Raw genomic sequence first — 24,902 nt, forward strand, 5'->3', positions numbered from 1 at the left:
GTCGGGCCACAAGTTCGGCGACGCCGCCCGTCAGGACAGGTCCAGGCCGGCGAGCTGGGCGCGGCTCGCCACGTTGAGCTTCGGAAACGCCCGATAGAGGTGGTGGCTGACGGTCTTCGGGCTGAGGAACAACTGCGCGCCGATCTCCCGGTTGGTCATGCCCGTGGCGGCCAGCCGCACGATCTGCAGCTCCTGCGGGGGGACAGCGCGGACAGCGCTTCCGCCCGCACGGCCGGGGAGCTGGTGTCACCGGTGGCGCGCAGCTCGCCGCGGGCGCGCTCGGCCCACGGACGGGCGCCCAGCCGCTCGAAGGTCTCCCACGCCGCCCGCAGATGCGGCCGGGCGCTGCCCTTGTCGCGCTCCCTGCGCAGGCGCTCCCCGAAGGCGAGCCTGGTGCGGGCCGCCTCCCAGGGACGGCCGCTGCCGGCGTGAAGCCGTACGGCGGCGCTGAAGTCCTCGTGCGCCCGCTCCCAGCCGGGTTCGAGCAGGGCGCGGCAGCGGTGCAGGACGGCCAGCGCCCAGTCCTGTCCCGAGGCCGTCGCCCACTCCTCGAACCGGCGCAGCGGCTCGGGCGCGGGCAGCCCGAGCCGTACGGCGGCCTCGATCTGGTCGGGGGCGAAGTAGACGGCCTGGATCTGGTGGCGCGGCCTCGGTCGGTCGGCCCGCCCTGAGCGCGTGGTCCTCGGTGAGCTCGGCGGCCCGTTCGAGTGCGGCGCAGGCGCCGGCGTTGCCGTCGCGCTCCCTGGCCCGCCGCGCGGCCTGCTCCAGCGCCAGCGCGGCCGTCTCGTCGGGGCCGGTGGCGGCGGCGGCCAGGTGCCAGGCCCGCCGGTCGGGCTGATGGGCGAGCAGCCTCGCCAGGATCGCGTGGACCTCCAGCCGCAGGTCGTAGGTGCCGTGCCGGAAGGCCGCCGCGCGCATCAGGGGATGCGTGAAGGCCACCCGCCCGCCGTCGATCCTGACCAGGCCGGACTTCTCGGCCACGCCGAGCGCGGCGGGCGCGATCCCGAGCTCCCGGCCCGCCCGTACGATCACGTCCAGGTCGCCGCCGTCGGTCAGCGCGGTGACCAGCAGCGCCTTCTGGGCGTCCGCGGGAAGTTCGGCGATGCGGGCCTCGTACGCCTGCCGGATGCGGGCGGGCAGCGGCAGCGGGCTCCGGTCGTAGACGGACAGGTCCGTACGCGGGAGTTCGAGCAGGGCGAGCGGGTTGCCGCAGCTCTCCTCGATGAGGCGGTCGCGGGCGCCGGGGGCGAGCCCGGGGGCGGCGCGATCGAGCAGCGCGGCGGTGCTGCCGGCGTCGAGGCCCGGCAGCCGGTGCTCGGGCAGGCCCGAGGCATCGAAGCCGTCGCGCGCGGCGAAGATCATGACGATGCCCTCGGCGTGCAGCCGGTGGGCCGCGAACCGCAGTGCCCGCGCCGACTCCTGGTCGAGCCACTGCGCGTCGTCGACCAGGCACAGCAGCGGCCCGCCCTCGGCCAGCTCGGCCAGCAGCGACAGGACGGCCAGGCCCACCAGGAGCCGGTTGGTCACCGGGGCCAGGCCGAATGCGCCGCGCAGGGCCGCCACCTGCGGCTCGGGCAGCGCGTCCAGCCGGTCGAGCCCGTGTCCGAGCAGCAGATGAAGCGAGGCGAACGGGATCTCGGCCTCGGTCTCGACGCCGACGCCGCGCAGCACGAGGCGGCCCTCGTCGCGGTGGCCGCATCCGCGGCCGGCGCGTTCGTCGGCCCGGCGGCCACCGGGCCGATCCTCGACCGGCTGGCCGTGCTCGGCATGGCGCCGGAGTGGGCGGAGCGGGGCGGCCTGCGGCTGCTGGGCGCGACGCGCGCGCAGGTGCTGCGATATGTCGTCGCGGAGGCGCTGGCGGTCGTGGCGGTCGGGGTGGTGCTGGGGTTCGCGGCCACGGCGCTCGGCCTGCTGGGGCTGGAGGCGGCCCTGCTGCGCCTGGCCGGGCTCTTCGCCTTCGAGGTGCCGTGGCTGCCGGTCGTCTTGGTGATCGCGATCTGCTTCCTCCTGGGGGCGGCCGCGGCGGTCGCCCCCGCGATCCGCACCATCCGCACCCGGGGCGTCGCGATCCCGCGCTCGTGACCCGTGCCGCATCGTTCAGGACGCGGTGGTCAGCGGGGTGATGGGGGTTCAGCGGGTGATGGTCCAGCGGGTGATGCGGAAGGACGCGGTCACCGGCACCGGGCCGGGCAGCGCGCCGATCTTCGCGGCCAGTTCCTCCGGGCGCGTGTGCCAGGCGCTCGGGCCCATCCCGACCACCGCCTCGATCTCCTCATGGGCGAGGGAGAGCGCGATCTCCTCGGTCTCCTCGCTTATCCGGGTGAACCGGCCGCCCAGGGTGTCGTCCAGGCGGCGGTCCTTGTCCTCGTCCACGTTCAGCAGGCCCAGCCGTTCGACGAGCGGGCTCAGGTGGCCGGGGCCGGGCGTGACGACGACCAGCGTGCCGCCCGGCCGCAGCACCCGGGCGAACTCCTCCGCGTTGCGCGGCGCGAAGACATTGAGCAGCACGTCCACGCGGTCGTCGGCGACGGGGATCGGCCGCCACACGTCCGCCACGACGGCGCCGATGCGGGGATGCGCGCGGGCGGCCCGCTTCAGCGCGTGCTTGGACACGTCGAGGGCGATGCCCACCGCGGCGTCGCCGAGCGCCGCGGCCAGGTAGTAGCCGGTGCCCGCGCCGGCGTCGGCGACCACGGCGGCGCCCTCGCACAGCCGGGCGAGGCGGCCGGCCAGCGGGGCGTAGTGGCCCGCCTCCAGGAAGCGCGCCCGCGCGGCCACCATGGCGGGCGTGTCGGCCGTGCCGGCCGGGCGGGTGAGCATGTTCACGTATCCCTGCCGCGCCACGTCGAAGGAGTGGCCCTGCGCGCATCCGACCGATCCCTCGGCCAGGTGGATCGCCGTACGGCAGGCCGGGCAGACGAGATGGTCGATGACGTCGGCGAGCACCCGTCCATCATCCACCCCGAGCGGAGTGCGAACCGGCGGCAAGCCGGCTGCAGGAGTGCGGCACGCCGCCACCCGCTGAACCATGAGAGCGGGCCGGGCGTCCAACAGCCATGAGGTGTCCCGGTCATACGGCCTCACGGACGGGGATCGCGCTGGCCGTCGCGCTCGTGCTCGCCGCGTGCGGCACTGCCGGGGAGGCGCGTCCGTCGTCCGGCATCGTCACCGGCTCCACTCCGGCCTCCGCTCGGACGGGGCCGGTGACGGCCGACGCGGAAGGCGTGCCGTACGGCGCGGGGAGCGCGCTGCCGGACGACGTCAACGGGGACGGCTATGCGGACGCCGTGATCACGGCGGAGGCGTCGCCGCAGGTCCCCGTCCTCGCCGTCCTGTACGGCTCACGCGGCGGTCTGGACGCGGGGCGGCGGACGGTGGTGCGGTTCGGCGGGCGGGAGTTGTTCGACTTCGCGGGACCGCGTCACCGGCGGCCGGACACCGCCGACCTCGACGGCGACGGATACGCCGACATCCCGGTCATACTCCGGGCAGGGCTGCGGATCGTCTGGGGTGGCCCCGAGGGCCCGGCGGGCGGCCTGTCTCCTGTGGTGCCGGTGCCCGACGTGGAGAGGATCGAGTCGGACTGGCCCGCCGCCGGGGACTTCGACGGCGACGGGCACGCCGATCTGGCGCTCGCCGCGCCTTACCTGGAAGTCTCCGACATCGGCGGCTACGCGGTGCTCTACGGGCCGTTCGGCAGGAACGGGCGACCGAGCCGCACGTACTTCTCCGGCCCGGGACCGGTGAACGGCCCCGGACGGCGCGTCGCCTGGATCGTCCCGGACGGGATCAGGCCGGGCGGGCGGACCGGGCTGATCCTCCACGCGGCCGACGACGGCGAGCAGACCGGCGCGACCTATCTGACGCGGGTCCCTTCCGGCCGGGGCCGCCCGCTCGGCCCCGGGAACGCCGTCGCCGTCGGCGACTTCGACGGGGACGGCCGCCGCGACGTCGCGGTGGGCGACGACGGGAGCCGCAACGACGAGCCCGGCGCCGAGACGATCGGGGCGACGTCCGCGATCACCGTCTACGGCGGGCGGGCGCCGCAGGCCCCGATCGTGATCGACGTTCCCGGCATCCACGGCGCGCTGACCGCCGGGGACGTCGACGGGGACGGCCGGGACGACCTTCTGCTCCAGGACGGCGGCCGGGTCGAACTGCTGCGGAACGGCCTGACCGCCCGGCGGGCTCTCGGCCCGTTCTCGTGCCGGGAGGTCGAAGGCGGCCGGCCGGGAGCGCTGCGCGCCGGCGACTACGACCGGGACGGGCGGGCCGAGGTGCTGGTCACCTGCTGGACGGCCGCTTCCGGCCCCGATCCGCACCGGCTGTGGGTGTGGGAGGACGACGGCCGGGTGACCTTCGTGGACATCGCGGGCTTCGCCGGCTGACCCGGTTCTTCTATCGTGATGCGATGCCGCACCATGAGCCGAGAACCGTGTCCGGTGTCGAGATCGTGCCGCTCTGCGACGCCGTGGGGCCGATGAAGGATCCGGTCCGCAAACCGCTGCCCGAGATGTTCGCCGGTGCCGCGTTCGCACCCGACGAGGAGTGGGTGCTCCACTTCCACTGCTACCTGGTGCGGGCGGCGGGCCGTACGGTCCTGGTGGACACCGGGATCGGCGGCGCGGACTCGCCCGCGACCTGGGCGCCGCTGCCCGGCCGCCTGATCGAGGAACTGGCCGCAGCCGGAACCACGCCGGAGGACGTGGACGTCGTGGTGCTGACCCACCTGCACAGCGACCACATGGGGGGCGCGGTGGCGGGTGGCGCGCCCGCCTTCCCGAACGCCCGCCACATCGTGCAGCGAGCGGAGGCCGAGTGGGCCTCCGCCCCGGTGCGCGAGCTGATCCTCGATCCCCTTCGGGACCTGCTCGACGTCGTCGACGGCGACGTGGAACCCGTGCCCGGAGTCCGGGTGCTGCACGCCCCCGGGCACACGCCCGGCCACCAGTGCGTCGAGGCGGGCGACGTCGTCATGAGCGGCGACGTCCTGCACCATCCCGTCCAGCTCGCCGACCCGACGATCCGCTACGTGTACGACGAGGACCCCGGCCTCGCCGTACGGACGCGCACGGACATCCTCGCCCGCGCCGCCGTCCTCGCCCCCGCCCACTTCCCCGACCCCTTCGTGCACCTTAAGTAATCACCCGGTCTCTCATTGCTATGGTCGGGACGGCGGGAGCGCGCGGAGCGGCGCGGCGGCGGGCGCGGGCGCGGGCGCGATAGCGGATCACCTGTACGGCCCCGAGCAGCCAGATCGGATACTGCACGGCGAACGCCCAGCGGAAGTCGTTCTGCAGGTCCATGACGATCCCGACGAGCGCGATCAGGGACATCGAGGCGGCGAAACCGCCGCCGTTGACGATGCCGGTCGCCACGCCGATGCGCTCGGCCGGGTTGAAGGTGCGGGCGTAGTCGAAGCCGACCATCGAGCCGGGGCCGTTCGTGGCGAGTGCCAGCATGAGCAGCCCGAGCGTCCACAGCGGGGCGCGGCCGGGCCACAGGAGGACGAGCGTCCACGCGCCGGCCGTGGCGCCGATGACCGTGAGCACCATCCACGAGCGGCGCAGCGGGAAGCGCCCGGCGAGGTGCCCGAGCAGCGGCCCGCAGCCCATCGCGAGCAGCGTCAGCGTGGTCAGCAGCACGCCGGCCGTCCGCGGAGACAGGCCCTGCCCCTGCACCAGGAAGGGGTAGCCCCACAGGATCGTGAAGGCCGCGGACGAGCACTGGGTGGCGGCGTGGGTCCACATCCCGAGGCGGGTGCCCGGCTCCGCCCAGGCCGCCCGCACGCCGAGCGCCGCAGGCGCGCGGTCCGGCCGCCGGTCGCGCAGGAAGAGACCGACGGCGGCCAGCGCCACCACCCCCAGGCTCGCCGCCCACAGGAAGGTCGGCGTCCAGCCGTACGTGTGCAGCGAGGTGATCAGCGGCACGGCGGACACGACCGCGCCGAACTGGCCGAGGATGCCGGTGAGCTGGACGATCAGCGGGTTGCGGCGGGGCGGGAACCAGACCGTGACCACCCGGATCACGCTGATGAACGTCATCGCGTCGCCGCAGCCGACCAGCACCCTTCCGGCGACGGCCGCCGGGAGGCCGGTGGCGACGGCGAACAGGAGCTGTCCGAGGGCCATGATCGACGCGCCGGCGAGCAGCATGCGCGTGGATCCCAGGCGGTCGACCAGGACGCCGACGGGGATCTGCATGGCCGCGTAGACGAGCAGTTGCAGCATCGCGATCGTGGACAGCGCCGCCGATCCGACCCCGAACCTCGCCGCCGCGTCGATCCCCGTCACGCCGAGCGACTGGCGGTGGAAGACCGCGACCATGTACGCGAGCACACCGGCGGTCCAGTAGATCAGGGGTTTGCGACTGTTCTCACCCGTATGCCCCACATGCACAAATTTTACTGTTATGCGCTTCTTGCCCCATGCGTGACGTCCCTCACGTATGCCGCCGCTCACTCGTCCCGGTGATGGATTTTCCTCCGTGTTTGTCGGTATTTCGATACGCTTGTCCGGAGAGGGGGCTCCGATGTCCGACGTCGTGGACCGCATGCTCGCCGCGATGAACGACCATGACATCGACGCCGTGCTGCGGTGCTTCGCGCCGGACGCGGTGGTGGTCGGGCCGGAACTGGAGGCGGGGAACCCGGATGAGATCGCCTCCTACATCCTGCAGATCTGGGAGGGATTTCCGGACCTGCGGCTCCTGCTCTGGGGGAGGGTCGGCCACGGTGACGCGCTGGCGACCGAGCTGCTGGCCACGGGGACCCATCGGGGGCCCTACCTGATCGCCGACGGCCAGGTCCTGGAGGCGACGGGACGCTTCACCACTCTGCGCGTCTCCTGGTTCTGGCAGATAGCGAACGACCTCGTCGTCAGCCAGCGCTACTACTACGACCAGCTGGAGCTCTACGCGCAGCTCGGGCTGCGCATGCCGCTGACCTTCGACCCGACCGGCTGAGGGGTCTTCTCCCGCACGGACCCCGGCGAGCGTACGGGCGGGTCGTGCCGCCCGGTGCATGCCCCTCATGGCCGGATTCGAGGGATGCGTGTCCCATACGGCGGCGATGGATCGCCCGGCCGGGCGCATTGATGCCAGGTGATTCCTGCACCCGTTCATCAGGAGGACATGGCATGCGTCCTGTCGATTCCCCCGGCGTCTCCCCCGGCGTCGTCGCCGGATCCCCCGCGCCCGCCGGCGCGTCACCCGCCCGGCAGGCCCTCACCGCGCTCGGCCTGGCCGCGGGACCGGTCGTCGCGCTCGGCTTCACCCGCTTCGCCTACGCGCTGCTGCTCCCCGCCATGCACGAGCGGCTGCACTGGTCGTACGCGCAGGCGGGCGGCATGAACACGGCCAACGCGCTGGGCTACATCATCGGCGCGGGCACGGCCGCCTTCTGGGCGCGGCGGTTCGGCAACCGCGCCGCGTTCCTGTGGGGGCTCGTGGTGAGCGCGCTGTCCCTGTGCGCGACGGCGGCCACGGCGGACTTTTCCGCGCTGCTCGCCCTGCGCTTCGTCGGGGGACTCACCACGGCGGTCGCGTTCGTGGTCGGTTCCGCCCTCGCCTCGCGTGTCGCGACCGGCGCCGACCGCGGCCGTGCGGCGCTGCCGGTCGCGATCTACATGGCGGGCGTCGGCGCGGGCGTGGTGATCTCCGGGCTTGTCGTGCCGGCCGCGCTGTCGGCCGGGCAGGACGCCGGCTGGCGCCTCGGCTGGCTGCTGATGGGCCTGGCCTCGGTCGCCGCCCTGCTGCCCGCCTGGCTCGGCGCCCGCGCGGTCGCGGAGCCCACCGGACCGCACGCGGCCATGCTCACCGCCGGTCAGGTGCGTCGCCTCGCCCCCACGCTGGTCTGGTATGTGCTCTTCGGCGCCGGATATGTCAGTTACATGACGTTCGCGGTCGCACTGCTGCGCACCCAGGGACTGGGCTCCTGGATCGTCTCCGTGTTCTTCGTCGTGCTCGGCGCGGCCTCGGCGGTCGCCACGCTGACGGTCTGGGGCCACCTCGCGGGACGGCTGCGCGGCGGGCGCGCCCCCGCCCTCGTCGCCGCGCTGGTCTTCCTCGGCGTGCTGCCCGTGCTGCTCATGACCCCCGGATCGGCCGCCGCGCTGCTGTCGGCCGTCGTCTTCGGCGCGAGCTTCATGGCCGGTCCCACGGCCGCCACCGTGATCGCCCGGCGGATGCTCCCCGCGTACGGCTGGACGGCGGGCATCGCGGTGCTGACCGTGGCCTTCTCGCTCGGCCAGGCCGTCGGCCCCCTGGTGTCGGGGCTGCTGTCCGACGGCCAGGGCGGCATCGCCCGGGGCCTGTGGCTGTCGGCGGTCCTGCTCGTCCTCGCCGCCGTCGCCGCCCTGTTCCAGCGCGAACACTCCCCGTCCTGACCGGCTCTCCGGCGGAGGGCGGCGGTGCGGAAGGGGGTGGCGCAGACTGGACGCATGGGCGTCCGGACGCGGGCGGGTCACTGCGTGGTCGTCGTCGTGTACGACGGCGTCCGGCTGCTGGACGTGACCGGCCCCCTGGAGGTGTTCACCGTCGCCAACGAGCACGGGGCGACGTACCGGCTGCGGACGGCCTCCCCGGGCGGGCGGGACATCAGGACCAGCGGCGGAGTCCGGCTCGGCGCCGACCTGGCGCTGGAGGACCTGGGCGGGGAGTCGCCCGACGTGCTGCTCGTGCCGGGCAGCCCGGACGTCGCGGCCACCGAATGCGACGCGGTCCTGCTCGACCAGATCCGCCGGCTGTCGGAGCGGGCCCAGTGCACGGCGTCGGTGTGCGCCGGGGCGTTCGTCCTCGCGGCGGCCGGGATTCTCGACGGCCGCCGGGCGGCCACCCACTGGGACCTGGCCGACCGGCTGGCGCTCAGCTATCCCCGCGTGACGGTCGACCCGGACGCCATCTTCGTCCGGGACGGCCGCGTGATCACCTCGGCCGGAGTGACGTCCGGGATCGACCTGGCGCTGGGGCTGGTCGAGGAGGACTACGGCCCCGGCCTGGCCCGGACGGTCGCCAAGCACCTGGTGGTGTTCATGCAGCGGCCGGGCGGCCAGTCGCAGTTCAGCGTGCGGCTGCGTTCCGGGGGCACCGGCGGCGGGGCCCTGCGGCAGGTGCTCGACGCGGTGACCGTCGACCCGGCCGCCGACCACGGGCTGACCGCGATGGCCGCCCGGGCGGGGCTGAGCGTCCGCCAGCTCACCCGGCTGTTCAAGGGGGAGACGGGCATGACCCCCGCCCGCTATGTCGAGCTGATCCGGGTCGAGACGGCGCGGGGCCTGCTGGAGGCCGGGAACGATCCGCTCGACGTGGTCGCGCGCCGTGCCGGGTTCGGCTCGCCGGAGACCATGCGGCGGGCGTTCGCCCGGGAGATCGGCGTGCCGCCCGCCGCGTATCGGTCGCGCTTCCGCACCACCAGCGCGTAGCTGGGGAGTGTCCGTGCCAGACACGATCTAGGCTCAGGGCATGAGATCGGAGCTGCGATGATCCCGGCGGACGCCTTCTACGCGGGGCTGTTCAAGGTGGCCGCCGCGGCGGCCGGTTTCCTCACCGACTCCTCCGGGCGGGTCCTGCTCGTGAAGCCGGGCTACCGCGATCACTGGGGCTGGCCGGGCGGCCACATCGACGAGGGCGAGTCGCCAGAGGCGGCCTGCGGCCGGGAGCTGGCCGAGGAGCTGGGCCTCACCCGGCAGGTGGGCCGCCTTCTCGTGGTCCAGTGGGTGCCGCCGCTGGACGACCGGCCGATCCCCCTGGTCCACTTCCTGTTCGACTGCGGCACGTACGACGAGGGAACGGGCGACGGGGGAACGGGCGACGGGGGAACGGGCGAGGACGGAACCGGCGTCGTCCTGCAGGAGGAGGAGCTGGACGACTACGGGTTCTTCACCGCCGAGCAGGCCGCCTCTCTCATGCCGGCCTACCTGGTGGCGCGGCTGAGGGCCGCGCAGCGGGCCCGTGCGACCGGCGAGACCGTCTACCTCCCTGTCACCGCCGTCGAATAGTTTGCCGTCCCCGTGGAATGGGGTGGACGAACATGTCACGGCGAACGCCCGTGACGGGATGGGGCGGTGAGGCATGGACGATCCGGAGCTCAAGAAGGAGCTTGAGGAGTTGGAGGCCCAGATCGAGCGCCTGCGCAGGGAGACCGCGCAGATGCGCGAGGAGATCGGGCAGAGCTGGGACGAGCCCACGGACCCGGCGGAAAGGGCCACCCTGCTGACCAACGTCGAGCAGCAGGAGGCGCTCATCGAGGAACTGGAACTCAGGCGCGAGCAGATCCTGCGGCGGTTGAGGGGCTGAGCCCGCCCCGGGGGCGCGCGAACCGTCGGGCGTACGCCGCGACGAGCGGACGGAACATGGCCTGACCTGCGTTTGTACGCTGGTATGTGCCACGACGTGGTGGTGCGTGCCGGATGACGGGGGCGGCGTGGGCGTCATGACCGCGATGCGAACGAGAGTTGCCAAGGGGGAGCAGGACGGACTGCCCGCGGAGGTGACCAGCTTCGTGGGGCGGCGCCACGAGCTGGCCGAGCTCAAACGCCTTCTGGGGACATCGCACGTGGTCACGCTGATCGGCGTGGGCGGGGTGGGGAAGACCCGCCTCGCGCTGCGGGCGGCCGAGGAGGTCCGCAGGAGCTTTCCCGGCGGTGTGCGGTTCGTCGAGCTGGCCGCGCTCGAAGATCCGGATCTGCTGGCGCAGGCCGTGGCCGAGGCGCTGGCGGTCAACGAGCACTCGACCCGGTCGCCGCTCGACGCGCTGATCGAACGCCTGCGGGGCAGGCAGACCCTGATCGTGCTCGACAACTGCGAGCACGTCCTCGCCGAGTGCGCGGTGCTCGTGGACACGCTGGTCCGTGCGCTTCCCGAGCTTCGGATCCTCGCCACGAGCAGGCAGGCGCTGGGCATCGCCGGCGAGCAGATCGTCGAGCTGGCGCCGCTGTCGACGCCCGCCCCGGGCGGCGAATCGGCGGTGCCGCTCGCCGAGTCGGACGCGGTCCGGCTGTTCGCCGAGCGGGCCGCGTCGGTCGTCCCCGGGTTCGAGGTGACCGAGGAGAACGAGGAGGCGGTGGCCGAGATCTGCCGCCGGCTCGACGGCCTGCCCCTGGCGATCGAGATGGCGGCCGTACGGCTGCGCGCCCTGTCGGTGCGGCAGCTGCTGGAGCGGCTCGACGACCGGTTCCGGCTGCTCACCGGGGGATCGCGGGCCGCGCTGCCCCGGCAGCGTACGCTGCGGGCGCTGTTCGAGTGGAGCTACGAGCTGTGCACCGAGCAGGAGCGGCTGATGTGGCAGCGGGTCTCGGTCTTCGCCGGCTGTCTTGATCTGGAGGCGGCCGAGCAGGTGTGCGCCGGTGACGGGATCGCCCGCGAGGACGTGCTCGAACTCATCGCGGGGCTGGTCGACAAGTCGGTCCTGCTCCGCAGGGAGTCCGACGGCATGGTCCGCTACCACCTGCTCGACACGGTGCGGCAGTTCGGCCGGGAGCTGCTGGCCGCCTCCGGGGAAGAGGCGACGCTGCACCGGCGCCACCGCGACTACTACCGGAAGATCACCTCACGGGCGTGGGCGGAGCTGTTCAGCGCCGCCCAGCAGTCGTGGGTGGAACGGCTCCAGCGCGACCACGCCAACCTGCGCAAGGCCCTGGACTGGTCGCTGCGCGAGCCGGGAGAGGCCGAGACGGGCCTGGCGATGACCGCGGAGCTGCTCTACCACTGGAGTGGCTACCACCTGTCGGAGGGGGCGGGCTGGTTCGACCGGAGCCTGGCCGCCGCGACCGAACCCGGCGAGGTGCGCGCCCACGCCCTGTGGGCGGGCGCCTGGATCTCCCTGCTGAGGGGCGACTGCACCACCACGCTCGCCCGGCTGGAGGAGGCCGCGTCGATCGCCGAGCGGCTCGGGCTGCGGGTGACGCTCGGCTACATCGCGCTCCTGTCCGGCATGGCGGCCGTGTCCGGGGGTGACCTGGAGAGCGGCATGCGGCTGTACGAGGAGGCGGAGGCCATTCACCGCGCCGCCGGCAACCCCATGGGGCTCGCGCTGGCACTCAACCGGCTCGCCCTGGCCAACGCGTTCCTCGGCCGTCCGGCCGCCCGTGATCTCGCCGAGGAGTGCGTGGCCCTGTGCGACCTGTACGGCGAGGGCTGGCACCGGGCGTACGCGCTGCTGGCGCTGGCGATCGACGCCTGGCACCGAGGCGACATGCGCGCGGCCTGCGCGATCAATAACGAGAGCCTGCGCCGCAACGCGGCGATGGGCGACCAGCTCGGCATGGGCATGAACCTGGAGGCCCACGCCTGGTTCGCCGCCGGGGAGCAGAAGTACGAACGGGCGGCCCGGATGCTCGGCGTCGTACAGACCTGCTGGCAGGCCGTCGGCTCGCGGCTGGCGGAGTTCCGCTACATGAGCCGATATCACGACGAGTGCGAGGCGGTCACCCGGGAGGCGCTGGGCGAGCGCGCCTTCCAGGCCGAGGTCTCCAAAGGCGCGGCCCTGACGAGGGAAGAGGCACTGGCGTACGCCCTGCTCGAACGGGCGCCGGCCGCCGCGCGCGCGCCCGCGCCGTTCGAGGGCCGGATCGCACCGCTGACGCGCAGGGAGACGGAGATCGCGCACCTTGTCGCCGAGGGACTGAGCAACAAGGACATCGCAGGGAGACTGGTGATCTCTCAGCGCACCGCGGAGGGCCACATCGAGCACATCCTCGACAAGCTCGGGTTCAAGTCGCGCGCCCAGGTCGCCGCCTGGGTGAAGGAACGGCTGAGCGAGCCCGCGGACGGCCGGGTCGCGGACGGCGTGAGCGGCACGAAGAACCGGCCGGTCAGCGGAGGGCGTAAGCCGGCAGCTCGAACCAAGTGATCTTGCCCTGGCGGGTGCGCTCCGCGCCCCAGCAACAGGCCAGCGTGTCGATCAGCCGGAGTCCGCGCCCGTGCTCCTCGCCCGAGGAGGGCGCGGCCATCTCGGGCATCGTGCCGTCGCTGTCCTCCACCTCGCAGCGCAGCAGCCCCTCGACGGCGGACAGCCGTACGACGAGGTCGCCGCAGCAGGTGTGGCAGACCACGTTCGTGACCAGCTCGGTCACGAGGAGCTGGGTCACGTCGGACAGGTTCTCCATGCCCCAGGTGGTGAGGCGCTCGTGGACCAGCCGCCGGGCCAGCCCGGCGGAAGCGGCGTCGGCGGGCAGTCGCCAGGACGCCATCTCCACGTCGGGTTCCTCCACAAGCTGGATCGCGAGGTCGCCGATCCGCTTCCGCAGCGTCTCCCAGCGGTGGCGGATCGCGGAGTGCCGGCGCTGCCGGGCGGCCTGCGTCTCGCCGCTCTGGGCTGACGGTGACACAGATGACAACGAATCGTCCTGAACAGGAATGAGCAGACTCATGCGGCACACCCCAAAGAAGCGCGAGCCGGGATGCTACGGCCGTCCGGCATGAGCTCACCGCTGTCGTCGAAGAGCACAACGCCGTTGCAGAGCAGGCCCCATCCCTGCTCCGGGTGGAAAGCGATCAGACAGGCCGCGTCGCGGTCGGGTGCGTCCGCTGACGGGCACTGCGGGTGGTGCTGGCACATGATCGGTCCCCCTGACTCTCATGCACTCTTTAGGACGTTTTCAGACTGCCTTCTTGCCCCTTGGTGCGAGGAGGGGGAAAACACCCGTATCGATACCTGTTCGAGGCATACGTACGTAGTGGGTGCTGGTCGGGTAGAGGACAGGTAAAGAGCCGCGGGTCCCTCACCCGTCCAGGGAGATCACTTCCTTTGCACGATCAACGGACCGGCTCGGAGGCCCCACGGCCCGGCTCGGGGTCGCCGCCGAGCGCCATCCCGGGCTCGGGACGCTACCCGGCCTTCGCCTCCGGATGGTCACTAAAGTGACGGGCATGAGTGAGCGGAGCGAGCGAATCAATAGGCACAGCGTCTGGCTCATGCCGCTCCGAGCCGGAGGCGAGGAGAGCGCATGAGTGAGCGGAGCGAGCGAATCAAAAGGCACAGCGTCTGGCTCATGCCACTCCGAGCCGGAGGCGAGGAGAGCGCATGAGTGAGCGGAGCGAGCGAATCAATAGGCACAGCGTCTGGCTCATGCCGCTCCGAGCCGGAGGCGAGGAGAGCGCATGAGCCCCAGGATCGCGACCGCAGACAAGGTTTCCCGTGAGGAGTTGCTCGACTTCATCCGTGGTCGCCACCGGGCGATCCTGATCACGACGAGGCGCGACGGCGGCCCCCAGGCGTCCCCGGTGACGTGCGGAGTCGACGCCGAGGGCCGCATCGTCGTGTCCACCTATCCCGAGCGCGCCAAGACCCGCAACGCGCGCCGTGACCCGCGCGCGAGCGTCGTGGTGCTGTCGGACGACTTCGACGGGCCGTGGGTGCAGGTGGACGGCACCGCCGAGGTGCTCGACCTGCCGGAGGCCCTGGAGCCGCTGGTCGAGTATTACCGCTCGATCTCCGGGGAGCACCCCGACTGGGAGGAGTATCGCGCGGCCATGGTCCGCCAGGGCAAGTCGCTGGTGCGGATCACCCCGACGTCCTGGGGACCGGTGGCCACCGGCGGTTTCCCGCCGCGCCTGGCGTGATGGGCCGTTCCCGCACCGGCCCGTGAGCCGCGCGCGCCTGTGGCCCCTGTATGCCGCGGGGTTCACCACCGCCTTCGGCGCGCACGGCATCGCGGCCAATCTCGGCGTGGCCGGCGACGGCGCGGGAGCGTCCCTGCTCCGGCTCGGCCTGCTGCTCGCCCTGTATGACGGCGCCGAGGTCGTGCTCAAACCGGCGTTCGGCACGCTGGCCGACCGGATCGGCCCGCGCCCGGTGCTCGTGGGCGGCCTCGTCGCGTTCGTCCTCGCTTCGGGCGGCTACGTGGTGGCGGCGCGGCTCGATGGTCTTTCGGACACCGGGTGGCTCCTGGCGGCGCGGCTGGGGCAGGGCGCGGCGGCCTCGGCGTTCTCGCCCGCGGCGTCCGCGCTGGTCGCGCGGCTGACACCGGAGACCGCGCGCGGCCGGGCCTTCGGCTCGTACGGCTTCTACAAGAGCATCGGCTACACGCTCGGCCCCTTCCTCGGCGGAGCGGTCGTGGCGGCGGGTGGACTGCGCTCGCTGTTCGCGGTCATGGCCGTGCTGGCCGCCGCGGTGGCCTGCTGGGCGGCCTTCGCGGTGCCCCGGGTGCCGCCGCTGCCGCGCACCAGGCAGACCGTGGGGGACCTCGTCCGGCGTGTCGCCGATCCCGGGTTCCTGAGGCCGGTGACGGCCCTGGCGGCGGGGACGGCGGCGCTGTCGGTGGGGGTCGGCTTCCTGCCGGTGTCCGGCCGGGCGGACGGGCTCGGGCCGATCACGACCGGTGCCGCCGTTTCCGTGCTGGCGGCGTGCGCCGCCGTCGCCCAGCCGCTCGCGGGCTGGGCGCTCGACGCGAGGAGGATCAGCGCGGTCCAGGGCCTGGCCACCGGGCTGCTGCTCTGCGCGGCGGCCTTCGTGATCGCCGCCGTGCCGGGCGTGGTCCCGCTCGTCCTGGCGGCGGCGACGGCGGGCGCGGGGATCGGCCTGGTCACTCCGCTCGGGTTCGCCGTTCTGGCCGAGGCCACGCCTCCCGAGCGCATGGGCCAGACCATGGGAAGCGCCGAGGTGGGCCGGGAGATCGGCGACGCGGGCGGCCCGCTCCTCGTCGGGGCGGTCGCGACCGCGCTGTCCCTGACCTCGGGTTATCTGCTGCTGGCCGGGCTGCTCGCGGGTGCCGCCGCGTATGCGGGCAGGCGCGGGCGCTGGGCGGCGTGAATCAGGCCGCCGCGGCCGCCTGGTAGTTCCCCGGGCTGATGCCGTAACAGCGGACGAACCACCGGGTGAGGTGGCTCTGGTCGGCGAACCCCGCCTCGGCCGCCGCCTCGCTCAGGGAACGGCCCTGCGCGATCAGCCGCCGGGCCGTACGCAACCGGAGCAGACGCTGGTAGTCGCTGGGCGCCATGCCGTACACGGCACGGAAGGCGCGATAGACGGCGAACCTGCTGCGCCCGGTCACGGCGGCGAGGTCGTCGGCGGTGACGTCGGCGAGCGGGGCGTCCTGGAGGTGGCCGCGCACCCGCTCGGCGATGCGGCGGGCGTCCGCGGAGGTGGCCTCCCGCGCCGGCACCGGCCGGCTGGCGGCCCGCCGGACGATCGAGGAGACGACGGCGGTCAGCAACTCGTCCCGGCGGAGGGCGCCGGCGCCGCCGAGCAGGGCCGTGTGCAGTGCCCTGAGCCCGGCCGCGAGCGCCGGGTCGCGTACGACGGGGTGGGGGAACAACGGCGGGCTCGTCTCCCGCCCGGCCACGTCGCCGAGCACGCCGGTGACCAGCTCCGGCGCGATGTGGACGATCCGATAGGTGAACCCGAGGGCGTCGGCGGCGTGCCCGTCGTGCGGGTCGTCCGGGTTGAACGCCATGACCATGCCCGTCACGCTCGTGTGCGCGGCTCCACGGCAGGTGAACGCCTGGTGGCCCTCCTCGGTGACGCCGAAGGAGTAGGTCTCGTGGCTGTGCCGGTGATAGACGTGCTGCGCGAAGTGGGCGTGCATGGCCTCCAGCGACCGGTCGGGAGAGCGCCAGTAGCGGGACCAATCCTGTGCCACCCCACCATTGTGCGGGGGCGCACGAGCGTACAAGACCGCCCGGGTGCGTGCGGGCAGGCTGGAGCGCATGCGTTTCGACACCAAGATCGGGATCGTGGTCCGGGAGGACCTCGCCGTGTGGCAGAAGCTGAACGTGACGGCGTTCCTGGCGAGCGCGGTCGCGGGGGGAGCCCCCGAGGTGATCGGGGAGCGATACGAGGACGGCTCGGGCACCTCCTATCTGCCGATGTTCCGCCAGCCCGTGCTCGTCTACGCCGCGGATCTCGCCGGGCTGGCCCGTGTGCGCGAGCGCGCCGTCGAACGGGGGCTCGCCGTGGCCGTCTACATCGAGGAGATGTTCAAGACCGGCAACGACGTGGACAACCGGGCCGCCGTACGGGCCGTCACGGCCGAGGAGATGCCGCTCGTCGGGCTGGCCGTCTATGGCCCCAAGAACGCGGTGGACAAGACGCTCAAGGGGCTTCCCCTGCATCCGTGATCCCCTCCGTGGCTCCGAACAGGGGGAGGCAGGGTTCGAGGTTGTGGATCTCGAACCCGTCCGGCGTCTTCCACTCCTCGCGTGACAGGCGCACCCGCTGCTGGACGACGGCCTCGCCCCCGCGGTCGAAGACCCCGATCCCGTCCTCCCGATAGCCGAGCTTGCGGGAGACCGCCAGCGAGGCGGCGTTGTCGACGAAGGCGGACGACCGGGCGTACCGCGCGCCGAGCCCGGCGAAGGCGAGGTGCAGGACGGCCGCGCGCATCTCGGTGCCGATGCCCTTGCCGTGGTAGCGCCTGCCGAGCCACGAGCCGGTGGCGACCTCCCGGGTGACGGCGAAGCCGACGGCCCGCATCTCCTGCACGCCGACCACCTGGCCCTCCCACACCGTCACGAACGAGCACGCCCAGTTGCCGGGAGACCAGGTGCCCCACTGCCGGAAGTGCACCTGGACGGTGGCGCGGGCGCGTTCGTGCGGCGGGGCGTCCGTCCACGGCTCGCCGAACGGCATCTCGCCCGAGTCGTGCACCCCCTCGGCGGCCCGGTCGGCGAGCGCGTCCAGGTCGTCGAGGCCGGGCAGGCGCAGCTCCAGCCGGGGGGTCGTCAGTCGCAGTGCCAGGAGCGGCCAGTGTCGCATGGCACGATCGTGGCAAGATCGGCCGCCCGCCGGACAGTGGTTTTTCCCGGAATAATCGGTTTCCGCTGGATCGGGGGTGCGGCTAGCGTCGGGTGCGGCCACGAGCGCCGGAGCCGACGAGCCCGGCGCCGACCAAGAACGCGGACGAAGAACGCGGACAGAGAACGGGGACAAGAAACCGCATGCCCGACCCGCTCACCACGCCGGCCGCCGAGCTTCCCGTACGCCGGCTCGGACCCGGGGACCTGGATCGATGCGTCGCCCTGAGCGAGGACAGGGCCTGGGCCCGGGAGGAGCGCAAGTGGCTGTTCCTCCTGGAGAACGCCGAGGTCTACGCGATCGACGCCCCTTCGGGAGATCTCGCGGGCACGGTCACGCTCACCCGATATGGCACGACCGCGGCGGGCATCGGCATGATGCTCGTCGCCACCCGGTATGGCGGACGCGGGCTGGGCCGCCGGCTGATGACGCACGTGCTCGGCACGGCCGGTGACGCGACCGTCTTCCTTTGGGCCACCGAGTTCGGCAGGCCGCTCTACGAGAAGCTCGGCTTCGAGACCTTGGGCGTGACCGAGGCGCGCGTGGGGCGTCTGCGCGTCGGGGACGATCCCGTCCGGACGAGGCCGGCCGACCTCGACGCCGATCTCGGCGCCCTGCTGGCGCTGGACGGGGAGGTCTTCGGCGCCGACCGGGCCGGGCTGCTGGCGCGGCTGTTCGCCTTCGCCGAGGAGATCAGGGTCACCGAGGACGAGAAGGGGCCGACCGGATACGCCGTGTCGTGGCGCAACGGCGACACCCTGTTCATCGGGCCGGTGGTCGCCGACGACGAGGAGGCCGCCCGCGCGCTCGTGATCGACCTCGCGCGCCGGGCCGAAGGGCTGGTGCGGATCGAGGCCGACCGCGCCCGGCCGAGCCTGCTGGGGTGGCTCGGCGAGCGGGGCCTGTCGCAGGCGTTCTCGACGTCCTTCATGGTGCAGGGCGGCAGGCCGATGCCCGGCGACCGGGCCCGCATGTTCGCCCCGATGATGCTCGCGATGGGCTGAGCTCGGTCGATCCCACCGGGTCGCTCCCACCGCCGTTCCCATTGGGACCGCTCCTGCCGGGCCGCTGGGCCGCTCCTATATCCGGGCCGATCCCGGCGGGGGCTCGCGGGCGCGCGTTCTGACACGGCTCTGATCGGGCTCTGATCCGGCTCTGATCCGGCTCTGATCTGGGCCGCCTACCGTCGCGACAGCCGGTGGGAGACCGGCGCCCGCGCCGCGGCCGGTCGTGTCGTCGCCGCGGGCGGGTGCCTCGCGAGACGAAGGAGCCGGACATGAACGACCCCGTCATCCACGCCACGCACCACGAACGCGCCGTGCCGCACACCCCGCCGCACACCCCGCCAGACACCCCGCCACGCACCACGCCGGACGCCGCGCCGCACACTGCGCTCGAGCCGCACACCGCGCCACACACCGCGCCGCCGGACTCCGGCGGGCCGTACGAGCAGGCCGTGGACGCGTTCCCGCACCTGCTGCTGGAGGCGCTGCGCGGCGCGCCCGGCACCCCCGCGTTCGAGCAGGGCGACAGGATCGTCTCCCGGGGCGAGCTGCTGGAGCTCATCGGGCGCATGGCCGGCGCGATGCGTGAGGCGGGACTCGGCCCCGGCACGGGCGTCGCGATCCGCACCGGGCTGTCGCCGGAGGCGTTCGCCGCCCAGATGGCCGCGCACGTGCTGGGCTGCCGCGTCGTGAGCGTACGGCCCGGGTATACGCCCCGTCAGCTCGCCGACGTCCTCGGCGTGGACGTTGACGCCGTGGTCCTCGACCGGTCGACGGCGACGCCGGACCTGCTCGAGGCCGCCCGACCGGCCACGGTGCTGTCACTTGGGCCCGTTCCCGGCGCAGACGACCTGCTGGCCCATAGTCCCGGCGACGACCGCCTCCCCGACGTGGCGGCACGTCCGGACGACGTGGCCCTGCTGACCTTCACCAGCGGCAGCACGGGCCGGCCGAAGGGCTGCGTGCTCACCTATGGAGCGATGGCGGCGCACTGGTGCAGTTATCGCGGCTGGTCGTCGATCGCGCCCGGCTTCGCGGACTCCTTCGAGCGCTACCTGCTCTTCGGCACCCTGTCGAGCCTGGTGGTGCTGGAGTTCCTGGCGCCGTGCCTGCTCGGCGGCGGCACCGCGGTGATCCCCGAGGAGGACGGCCGTCCCCTGTTCCCGTACGCGATCGAGCGGCACCGGATCACCGGCGCGATCGTGACCGTGCCCCGCGTGTGCCGGATGCTCGACCTGCTTCGCGAGGAGCGGGTCGACGTCGGCAGCCTGCGCGCGCTGACGGTCTCCGGGTCGCCCCTCAGCCCGCATCGGCTGCTGGAGGCGCTCGACCGGCTGGGCCCCGTCCACGTCGCGTACGGCGCGACCGAGGCCGGGATCATCTCCCTGCTCACGCCCGGGGAAGGCCGCGACACGCCCACCTCGGTCGGCCGCCCGCACCCCAGGGTGGAGATCAGCGTGCGCGACGAGGAGGGCCGCCCGGTCGGCACGGGACGCACCGGCGAGATCCACGTGCGCGGTCCCTTCCTGATGGCGGGCTACTGGAACCAGCCGGAGGAGACCGGCGACGTGCTGCGGGACGGCTGGCTGCGCACCCGCGACCTCGGGCACCTCGACGAGACCGGCCTGCTGCACCTGGCCGGCCGTACCAGGGACGTGATCATGGTGAACGCCATCGTCGTCCCCGCAGGTCCCATCGAGCGGACGTTGACCGGTCACCCCGACGTGGCCGAGGCGTACGTGACCGGTGCGCCGGACGAGCGGACCGGGGAGGCCGTCCACGCGTTCGTCGTGCCCGCTCCGGGGCGCACTCCGGACCACGCCGCCCTGACGGAGCTGGTGCGCGCCGAGCTCGGCGCGGACAGCGTGCCCCGGACGATCACGACGGTGTCCTCCGTGCCGGTCGCGCCGAGCGGAAAACCGGACAAGCGTGCCCTGCTGGAACGGCATCTGTCCTCGGTGCTCTGATCCGTCTCTGAGAATCACCCGCCAACACTGGTGAAACTTCAAGCACTCCAGTGAGGGAGGCGTCAGTGCCGGACAACATCCTGGACTACCTGGTGATCGGTGCCGGACCGGCGGGCCTGCAGATGGGCCACTTCCTGCACCGGGCGGGGCGCAGCTACCGGATTCTCGAGGCCGCGCCCGAGCCCGGCGCGTTCTTCCGGACCTTTCCCCGCCATCGCACGCTCATCTCCATCAACAAGAAGTACACCGGATGGGACGACCCGGAGCTCAACCTCCGGATGGACTGGAACTCGCTGCTGTCGGACGACCCCCGTCTCCTGTTCACCCGCTACAGCGACCGTTATTTCCCCGCCGCCGAGGACTTCGTCCGCTATCTGGAGGACTTCGCCGCCTTCCACGGCCTGCACGTCACCTACGACGCGCGGGTCGCGGAGATCGCGCGCCCGGACGCCGCGGGCCCGTTCACGGTGACCGACGAGCGTGGCCGGACCTACCGGGCACGGCAGGTGATCGTCGCGACGGGGGTCACCCGGCCCAACGTCCCGCCCATCCCCGGCATCGAGACGGCCGAGCAGTACAGCACCCACTCGACCGACCCCGCGGACTACACGAACAAGCGGGTGCTCATCATCGGCAAGGCCAACTCGGCCTTCGAGACCGCCGACAACCTCGTCGAGACGGCCGCGGTCATCCACGTGGCCGGGCCGCGCTCGGTGCGCCTGGCCTGGCGGACCCACTTCGTGGGGCACCTGCGCGCCTTCAACGCCAACTTCCTCGACACCTATCAGCTCAAGTTGCAGAACGCCGTGCTGGACGGCGACATCAGGCGCATCGAGCGCCGGGCCGACGGCTCCTACCTGGTCACGGTGGCCTTCGTCCGGGCCGACGAGATCACCAAGGACATCCCGTACGACAAGGTGATCGTCTGCACCGGATTCCGGTTCGACGCCTCCATCTTCTCGCCCGAGTGCCGTCCCGAGCTGACGATCGGGGACAGGTTCCCCGCCCTGACCCCGGCGTACGAGTCGGTCAACGTGCCCGGCCTCCACTTCGCCGGGACGCTCACCCAGTCGCTCGACTTCAAGCGCGGCACCAACGGGTTCATCCACGGTTTCCGCTATGGCGTGCGCGCCCTGCACCGCATGCTGGAGCACAGGCATCACGGCGTCCCCTGGCCGGGCCGCGACCTGCCCGCCGACCCGGACGCGCTCGCGGCGGCCGTGCTCGAACGGGTCAACCGCAGCTCGGCGCTGTGGCAGCAGTTCGGGGTGCTCGCCGACATGATCGTCCCGGACGGGAACGGCGGCATGCGCTACCTGGAGGAGCTGCCGCTCGGCCTGCAGGGCCCGCCGCTCGGCGACGCGGGCCACTACGCGATCACCCTGGAATATGGCCCGCACCACGACCAGATCGACCCCTTCGACATCAGTGTGGGACGGATCAGGCAGAGCGACGCGGAGCGGGCGGACGAGGGCCACTACCTCCACCCGGTCGTACGCCGCTACAGAGGCGGCGTGGTGGAGGCCGTCCACCACGTCACCGAGAACCTGGAGAACGACTGGACCTCCGACGAGGTGCACCTGCGCCCGCTCCGGGACTTCTTCCAGCGCCAGAGCCTCCCGGTGACGGTGTGACGGCCGTGCTGCCGACGATCCGGGACTTCGAGGCGGCGGCCCGCGCCCGGCTCGACCCCGCCCACTACGACTACTTCGCCGGCGGGGCCGGCGACGAGATCACGGTGAAGGCCAACGAGGCGGCGTTCGCGCGGCTCGCGCTGCTGCCGCGGGTCCTGCGCGGCGCGGGGACCCCGAACATCGGGGTCACCCTCCTGGGTGGCCGCGTGGCCATGCCGGTGCTGGTGGCGCCGACCGCGTTCCACCGGCTCGCCGACCCGGAGGGGGAGAAGGCCACGGCCCGCGCGGCGGCCGCCGCCGAAACCGTGATGATCGTGAGCATGGCCGCCACGGTCGCCGTCGAGGACGTCGCGGCCGCGGCGCCGGGCGCCACCCTGTGGTTCCAGCTTTACGTGCAGCCCGACATGGACTTCACCGAGTCGATCGTCCGGCGCGCCGAGAAGGCAGGCTGCGCCGCGCTGGTCGTCACCGCGGACTCGCCCGCCCGGGGACGCCGGGACCAGGACGTGCGCAACGGCTTCGACGACCTGCCCGAGGGCATGTGCTGCGAGAACCTGCGCGACGGCGACGGCGACGGCGACGGTGACGGCGACGGCGACGGTGACGGCGACGGCGACGGCGACCGCGGGCCGGTGCGGCCGATCGTCATGTCACCGGTGATCTCCTGGGAGCACGTCGATCTGCTGCGGCGGATGACCCGGCTGCCGATCGTGCTCAAGGGCGTCACGCACCCCGCCGACGCGCGCCTCGCCCTCGACCACGGCGTCTCGGCGCTGTACGTCTCCAACCACGGCGGACGGCAGCTCGACGGCGTTCCCGCCGCCGTCGACCTGCTGCCGGAGATCGTGGCCGCCGTCGGCGGGGCCATACCGGTGCTGATGGACGGCGGCATCCGGCGCGGCACCGACGTGGTCAAGGCGATGGCGCTGGGCGCGTCCGCCGTCGCGGTCGGCCGTCCGGTGATCTGGGGTCTTGCGGCAGGCGGCGAGCGCGGCGTGGCCCACGTGCTCGAACTGCTGCGCGACGAGGTCGAGCACGCGCTCACGCTGTGCGGCCTCGCCTCGATCCGTGACCTGGAGCCGGGGCTGGTGCGGCGATGCTGACGGCGGTGTGGGTGACGCTGTGGGCGGCCGCGGCCGTCGTCGTGATCAGCCTGCCCCGGTGGCTTCCCGCCCGCGTCGTCGCGCTGCGCGGGTGGGTGTTCACGAGGATCAACGGCGAGGAGAGCATCACGGTGCCCGGCGAGCTCGTCGGCGTGGACCGGTTCAGGGAGGTCTACTCCCATCCGGCGGCCTCCGGCCGGAGCGAGGGCGCCGCCCTGTCGGACCTGTTCTGGTATTGGCTGTCGCCGGGGCCCGAGATGCACCAGGAACACCTGGAGGCCGGGGAGCGGTACGACGCCGTCGCCCTGACCACCCGCCGCATCCTGTCCGTGCCGCGGGCACGGGTGGAGGAGCTCACCCGATCGTGCGTCGTACGGGCACTGGAGGACGGGCACCGGAGCAGGCCCGGGGGCGGACACGGGATCAGGCACGGCGTGGTCCGGCTGCGCGACCTGATGATGCCGGTCTGGGCCGAGTTCTCCTATGAGCTCGTCTTCGGCGAGGCGTGCCCGCCGCACGCACGTGATCTCATCGTCGGCAACGCGGACGACGTCGTGACCGCGCTCAAGTGCTGCGGCCTGCGGCACATGGACCGGCGCGACCGGCTCACCGCCTATCTCGTCGAGTCGCTGCCCCGGGTGAAGCACGAGCTGCCCGCGGGCCTGACCACCCGGGAGCGGGCGCTGTATCTCCAGGGCGCCTTCTTCAACACGGCGGTCGTGCAGATGTCGGAGGCCGCTGCCCACGTGCTGATGGCGCTCGCCCGGCACCCCGGCGTACAGGCCAGGGCGCGCGCCGGAGACGACCGCTACCTCGACCAGGTGATCGCGGAGACGCTGCGGCTCCATCCGCTCTTCGGCATCGCCCACCGCATCACCACGGGCGACATCCCCCTCGGCGAGGGCGTCGTCATCCCGGCCCGCTCTGTGCTGTGCTTCGACTACCCCGCCTTCCACCGCGCGGGCTTCCCCGACCCCGGGCGTTTCGATCCCGGCCGCTTCGCCCCCGGGCACGCCCCGGTCAGGGAGCTCAACCACATCCCGTTCGGCATGCCGGCGAACCGTCCCTGCCCGGCGTGGCGGCTCGCGCCGCTCGCCCTGCGGGTCGCGGTGCGGGAGGTCCTGCGGGCGTACGAGCTCGACTCCACCGCCGCGCACACCCGGTCGCTGCCCAACCGGGGGCCGTGCCTGCTCACCCCGCTTGATCAAGGAGGCTCCGCGGTGGCGCGGCGCGGGCCGGGGCGACGCCTGACGTTGCTGTTCATGCGGCTCAGGGACGGCTGGGAGGACGTCTGGCGCAGCCTGGTCCAGCTCGTCCTCGGCACGTACATGGTGTGGGACGCGCGGCGGCTGCGGCTGTGCGAGCGCCACTTCTCCGGCCACGCCCGCCCCGAGGGCACGTAGACGACCCGCCGATCTCAGGCTCCGACACGAGCCTCGGATTCCGACATGAGTCTCAGGTTC

General features: G+C 73.0%; 24 protein-coding genes and 1 pseudogene. 17 read left to right on the forward strand and 8 right to left on the reverse strand.

The window, feature by feature from the left end; all coding sequences use genetic code 11:
- Window positions 1-30: 30 nt before the first annotated feature.
- A pseudogene (locus tag FLX08_RS00430) lies at window positions 31-204 on the reverse strand (helix-turn-helix domain-containing protein); the annotation flags it as partial.
- Between the two features lie 42 nt (window positions 205-246).
- Window positions 247-1,671: an ATP-binding protein gene (locus tag FLX08_RS00435; protein ID WP_142615969.1), complete on the reverse strand. Its 1,425-nt coding sequence runs from the start codon at window positions 1,669-1,671 to the stop codon at window positions 247-249.
- On the opposite strand from FLX08_RS00435, the gene FLX08_RS00440 reads away from it, so the two are divergent.
- Entirely contained in the window at window positions 1,615-2,082 is a 468-nt protein-coding gene (locus tag FLX08_RS00440; RefSeq protein ID WP_142615971.1) for an FtsX-like permease family protein, read from the forward strand. The two genes, FLX08_RS00435 and FLX08_RS00440, sit on opposite strands and share 57 nt — an antisense overlap.
- Before the next feature lie 48 nt (window positions 2,083-2,130).
- On the opposite strand, the gene FLX08_RS00445 is transcribed toward FLX08_RS00440, so the two are convergent.
- The gene (locus FLX08_RS00445) at window positions 2,131-2,946 is read right to left on the reverse strand and encodes a putative RNA methyltransferase (RefSeq protein ID WP_142616318.1); all 816 of its coding nucleotides are present in this window, start codon (window positions 2,944-2,946) and stop codon (window positions 2,131-2,133) included.
- Between the two features lie 110 nt (window positions 2,947-3,056).
- Here FLX08_RS00445 and FLX08_RS00450 point away from each other — a divergent pair, with 110 nt between their 5' ends.
- Window positions 3,057-4,388: an FG-GAP and VCBS repeat-containing protein gene (locus FLX08_RS00450; protein ID WP_142615973.1), complete on the forward strand. Its 1,332-nt coding sequence runs from the start codon at window positions 3,057-3,059 to the stop codon at window positions 4,386-4,388.
- 23 nt (window positions 4,389-4,411) lie between these two features.
- Window positions 4,412-5,143, forward strand: a complete 732-nt coding sequence (locus FLX08_RS00455; protein ID WP_142615975.1) for an MBL fold metallo-hydrolase — start codon at window positions 4,412-4,414, stop codon at window positions 5,141-5,143.
- On the opposite strand, the gene FLX08_RS00460 is transcribed toward FLX08_RS00455, so the two are convergent.
- Complete coding sequence (locus FLX08_RS00460) at window positions 5,136-6,392, reverse strand: MFS transporter (protein WP_244312164.1); 1,257 nt, start codon at window positions 6,390-6,392, stop codon at window positions 5,136-5,138. The two genes, FLX08_RS00455 and FLX08_RS00460, sit on opposite strands and share 8 nt — an antisense overlap.
- A gap of 139 nt (window positions 6,393-6,531) precedes the next feature.
- Here FLX08_RS00460 and FLX08_RS00465 point away from each other — a divergent pair, with 139 nt between their 5' ends.
- The 6 genes from FLX08_RS00465 (at window position 6,532) to FLX08_RS00490 (ending at window position 12,847) form a co-directional block, all read left to right on the forward strand.
- Window positions 6,532-6,963 (forward strand): ester cyclase, encoded by a 432-nt coding sequence (locus tag FLX08_RS00465; RefSeq protein WP_167530225.1) that lies wholly within the window; start codon window positions 6,532-6,534, stop codon window positions 6,961-6,963.
- Between the two features lie 173 nt (window positions 6,964-7,136).
- A complete protein-coding gene (locus tag FLX08_RS00470) occupies window positions 7,137-8,384 on the forward strand; it encodes a YbfB/YjiJ family MFS transporter (RefSeq protein ID WP_167530226.1) in 1,248 nt (415 codons plus the stop codon).
- A 54-nt stretch (window positions 8,385-8,438) separates the two neighbouring features.
- A complete protein-coding gene (locus FLX08_RS00475; protein ID WP_167530227.1) occupies window positions 8,439-9,419 on the forward strand; it encodes a GlxA family transcriptional regulator in 981 nt (326 codons plus the stop codon).
- A 57-nt stretch (window positions 9,420-9,476) separates the two neighbouring features.
- Entirely contained in the window at window positions 9,477-9,995 is a 519-nt protein-coding gene (locus FLX08_RS00480; protein ID WP_142615981.1) for an NUDIX domain-containing protein, read from the forward strand.
- Window positions 9,996-10,068: 73 nt separating this feature from the next.
- Window positions 10,069-10,293 carry a hypothetical protein gene (locus FLX08_RS00485; RefSeq protein WP_142615983.1) on the forward strand — a complete coding sequence of 75 codons (225 nt, stop codon included), beginning with the start codon at window positions 10,069-10,071 and terminating at the stop codon, window positions 10,291-10,293.
- 145 nt (window positions 10,294-10,438) lie between these two features.
- On the forward strand, window positions 10,439-12,847 hold the full coding sequence (locus tag FLX08_RS00490; protein ID WP_142615986.1) for an ATP-binding protein: 2,409 nt from the start codon (window positions 10,439-10,441) through the stop codon (window positions 12,845-12,847).
- On the opposite strand, the gene FLX08_RS00495 is transcribed toward FLX08_RS00490, so the two are convergent.
- Both FLX08_RS00495 and FLX08_RS41820 read right to left on the reverse strand, forming a co-directional pair.
- Window positions 12,810-13,325, reverse strand: coding sequence for an ATP-binding protein (locus FLX08_RS00495; RefSeq protein ID WP_142615987.1), 516 nt, complete (start codon window positions 13,323-13,325; stop codon window positions 12,810-12,812). The two genes, FLX08_RS00490 and FLX08_RS00495, sit on opposite strands and share 38 nt — an antisense overlap.
- 38 nt (window positions 13,326-13,363) lie before the next feature.
- The gene (locus FLX08_RS41820) at window positions 13,364-13,555 is read right to left on the reverse strand and encodes a DUF5999 family protein (protein ID WP_142615988.1); all 192 of its coding nucleotides are present in this window, start codon (window positions 13,553-13,555) and stop codon (window positions 13,364-13,366) included.
- A gap of 542 nt (window positions 13,556-14,097) precedes the next feature.
- On the opposite strand from FLX08_RS41820, the gene FLX08_RS00505 reads away from it, so the two are divergent.
- Both FLX08_RS00505 and FLX08_RS00510 read left to right on the forward strand, forming a co-directional pair.
- Complete coding sequence (locus FLX08_RS00505; RefSeq protein WP_142615989.1) at window positions 14,098-14,559, forward strand: PPOX class F420-dependent oxidoreductase; 462 nt, start codon at window positions 14,098-14,100, stop codon at window positions 14,557-14,559.
- 22 nt (window positions 14,560-14,581) lie between these two features.
- The gene (locus FLX08_RS00510; RefSeq protein ID WP_208761194.1) at window positions 14,582-15,748 is read left to right on the forward strand and encodes an MFS transporter; all 1,167 of its coding nucleotides are present in this window, start codon (window positions 14,582-14,584) and stop codon (window positions 15,746-15,748) included.
- Between the two features lies 1 nt (window position 15,749).
- On the opposite strand, the gene FLX08_RS00515 is transcribed toward FLX08_RS00510, so the two are convergent.
- Window positions 15,750-16,577 carry an AraC family transcriptional regulator gene (locus tag FLX08_RS00515; protein ID WP_244312165.1) on the reverse strand — a complete coding sequence of 276 codons (828 nt, stop codon included), beginning with the start codon at window positions 16,575-16,577 and terminating at the stop codon, window positions 15,750-15,752.
- A 67-nt stretch (window positions 16,578-16,644) separates the two neighbouring features.
- Here FLX08_RS00515 and FLX08_RS00520 point away from each other — a divergent pair, with 67 nt between their 5' ends.
- Complete coding sequence (locus FLX08_RS00520; protein ID WP_142615993.1) at window positions 16,645-17,055, forward strand: DUF2000 domain-containing protein; 411 nt, start codon at window positions 16,645-16,647, stop codon at window positions 17,053-17,055.
- Here the strand turns inward: FLX08_RS00520 and FLX08_RS00525 are convergent.
- Complete coding sequence (locus FLX08_RS00525; protein WP_142615995.1) at window positions 17,030-17,692, reverse strand: GNAT family N-acetyltransferase; 663 nt, start codon at window positions 17,690-17,692, stop codon at window positions 17,030-17,032. The two genes, FLX08_RS00520 and FLX08_RS00525, sit on opposite strands and share 26 nt — an antisense overlap.
- A gap of 182 nt (window positions 17,693-17,874) precedes the next feature.
- Here FLX08_RS00525 and FLX08_RS00530 point away from each other — a divergent pair, with 182 nt between their 5' ends.
- The 5 genes from FLX08_RS00530 to FLX08_RS00550 all read left to right on the forward strand — a co-directional run bounded on the left by FLX08_RS00530 (window position 17,875) and on the right by FLX08_RS00550 (window position 24,842).
- Window positions 17,875-18,735, forward strand: coding sequence for a GNAT family N-acetyltransferase (locus FLX08_RS00530; protein ID WP_142615997.1), 861 nt, complete (start codon window positions 17,875-17,877; stop codon window positions 18,733-18,735).
- A 272-nt stretch (window positions 18,736-19,007) separates the two neighbouring features.
- The gene (locus FLX08_RS00535; protein ID WP_142615999.1) at window positions 19,008-20,702 is read left to right on the forward strand and encodes a class I adenylate-forming enzyme family protein; all 1,695 of its coding nucleotides are present in this window, start codon (window positions 19,008-19,010) and stop codon (window positions 20,700-20,702) included.
- 65 nt (window positions 20,703-20,767) lie between these two features.
- Window positions 20,768-22,336 carry an NAD(P)-binding domain-containing protein gene (locus FLX08_RS00540; RefSeq protein WP_244312166.1) on the forward strand — a complete coding sequence of 523 codons (1,569 nt, stop codon included), beginning with the start codon at window positions 20,768-20,770 and terminating at the stop codon, window positions 22,334-22,336.
- The gene (locus tag FLX08_RS00545; RefSeq protein WP_208761195.1) at window positions 22,333-23,439 is read left to right on the forward strand and encodes an alpha-hydroxy acid oxidase; all 1,107 of its coding nucleotides are present in this window, start codon (window positions 22,333-22,335) and stop codon (window positions 23,437-23,439) included. Before FLX08_RS00540 ends, FLX08_RS00545 begins: the two co-directional genes overlap by 4 nt.
- Window positions 23,433-24,842, forward strand: coding sequence for a cytochrome P450 (locus FLX08_RS00550; RefSeq protein ID WP_142616000.1), 1,410 nt, complete (start codon window positions 23,433-23,435; stop codon window positions 24,840-24,842). The genes FLX08_RS00545 and FLX08_RS00550 overlap by 7 nt, the downstream gene beginning before the upstream one ends.
- Window positions 24,843-24,902 lie beyond the last annotated feature (60 nt).

The organism is Microbispora hainanensis (assembly GCF_006874475.1).
In the GTDB taxonomy this organism is placed as follows: domain Bacteria; phylum Actinomycetota; class Actinomycetes; order Streptosporangiales; family Streptosporangiaceae; genus Microbispora; species Microbispora hainanensis.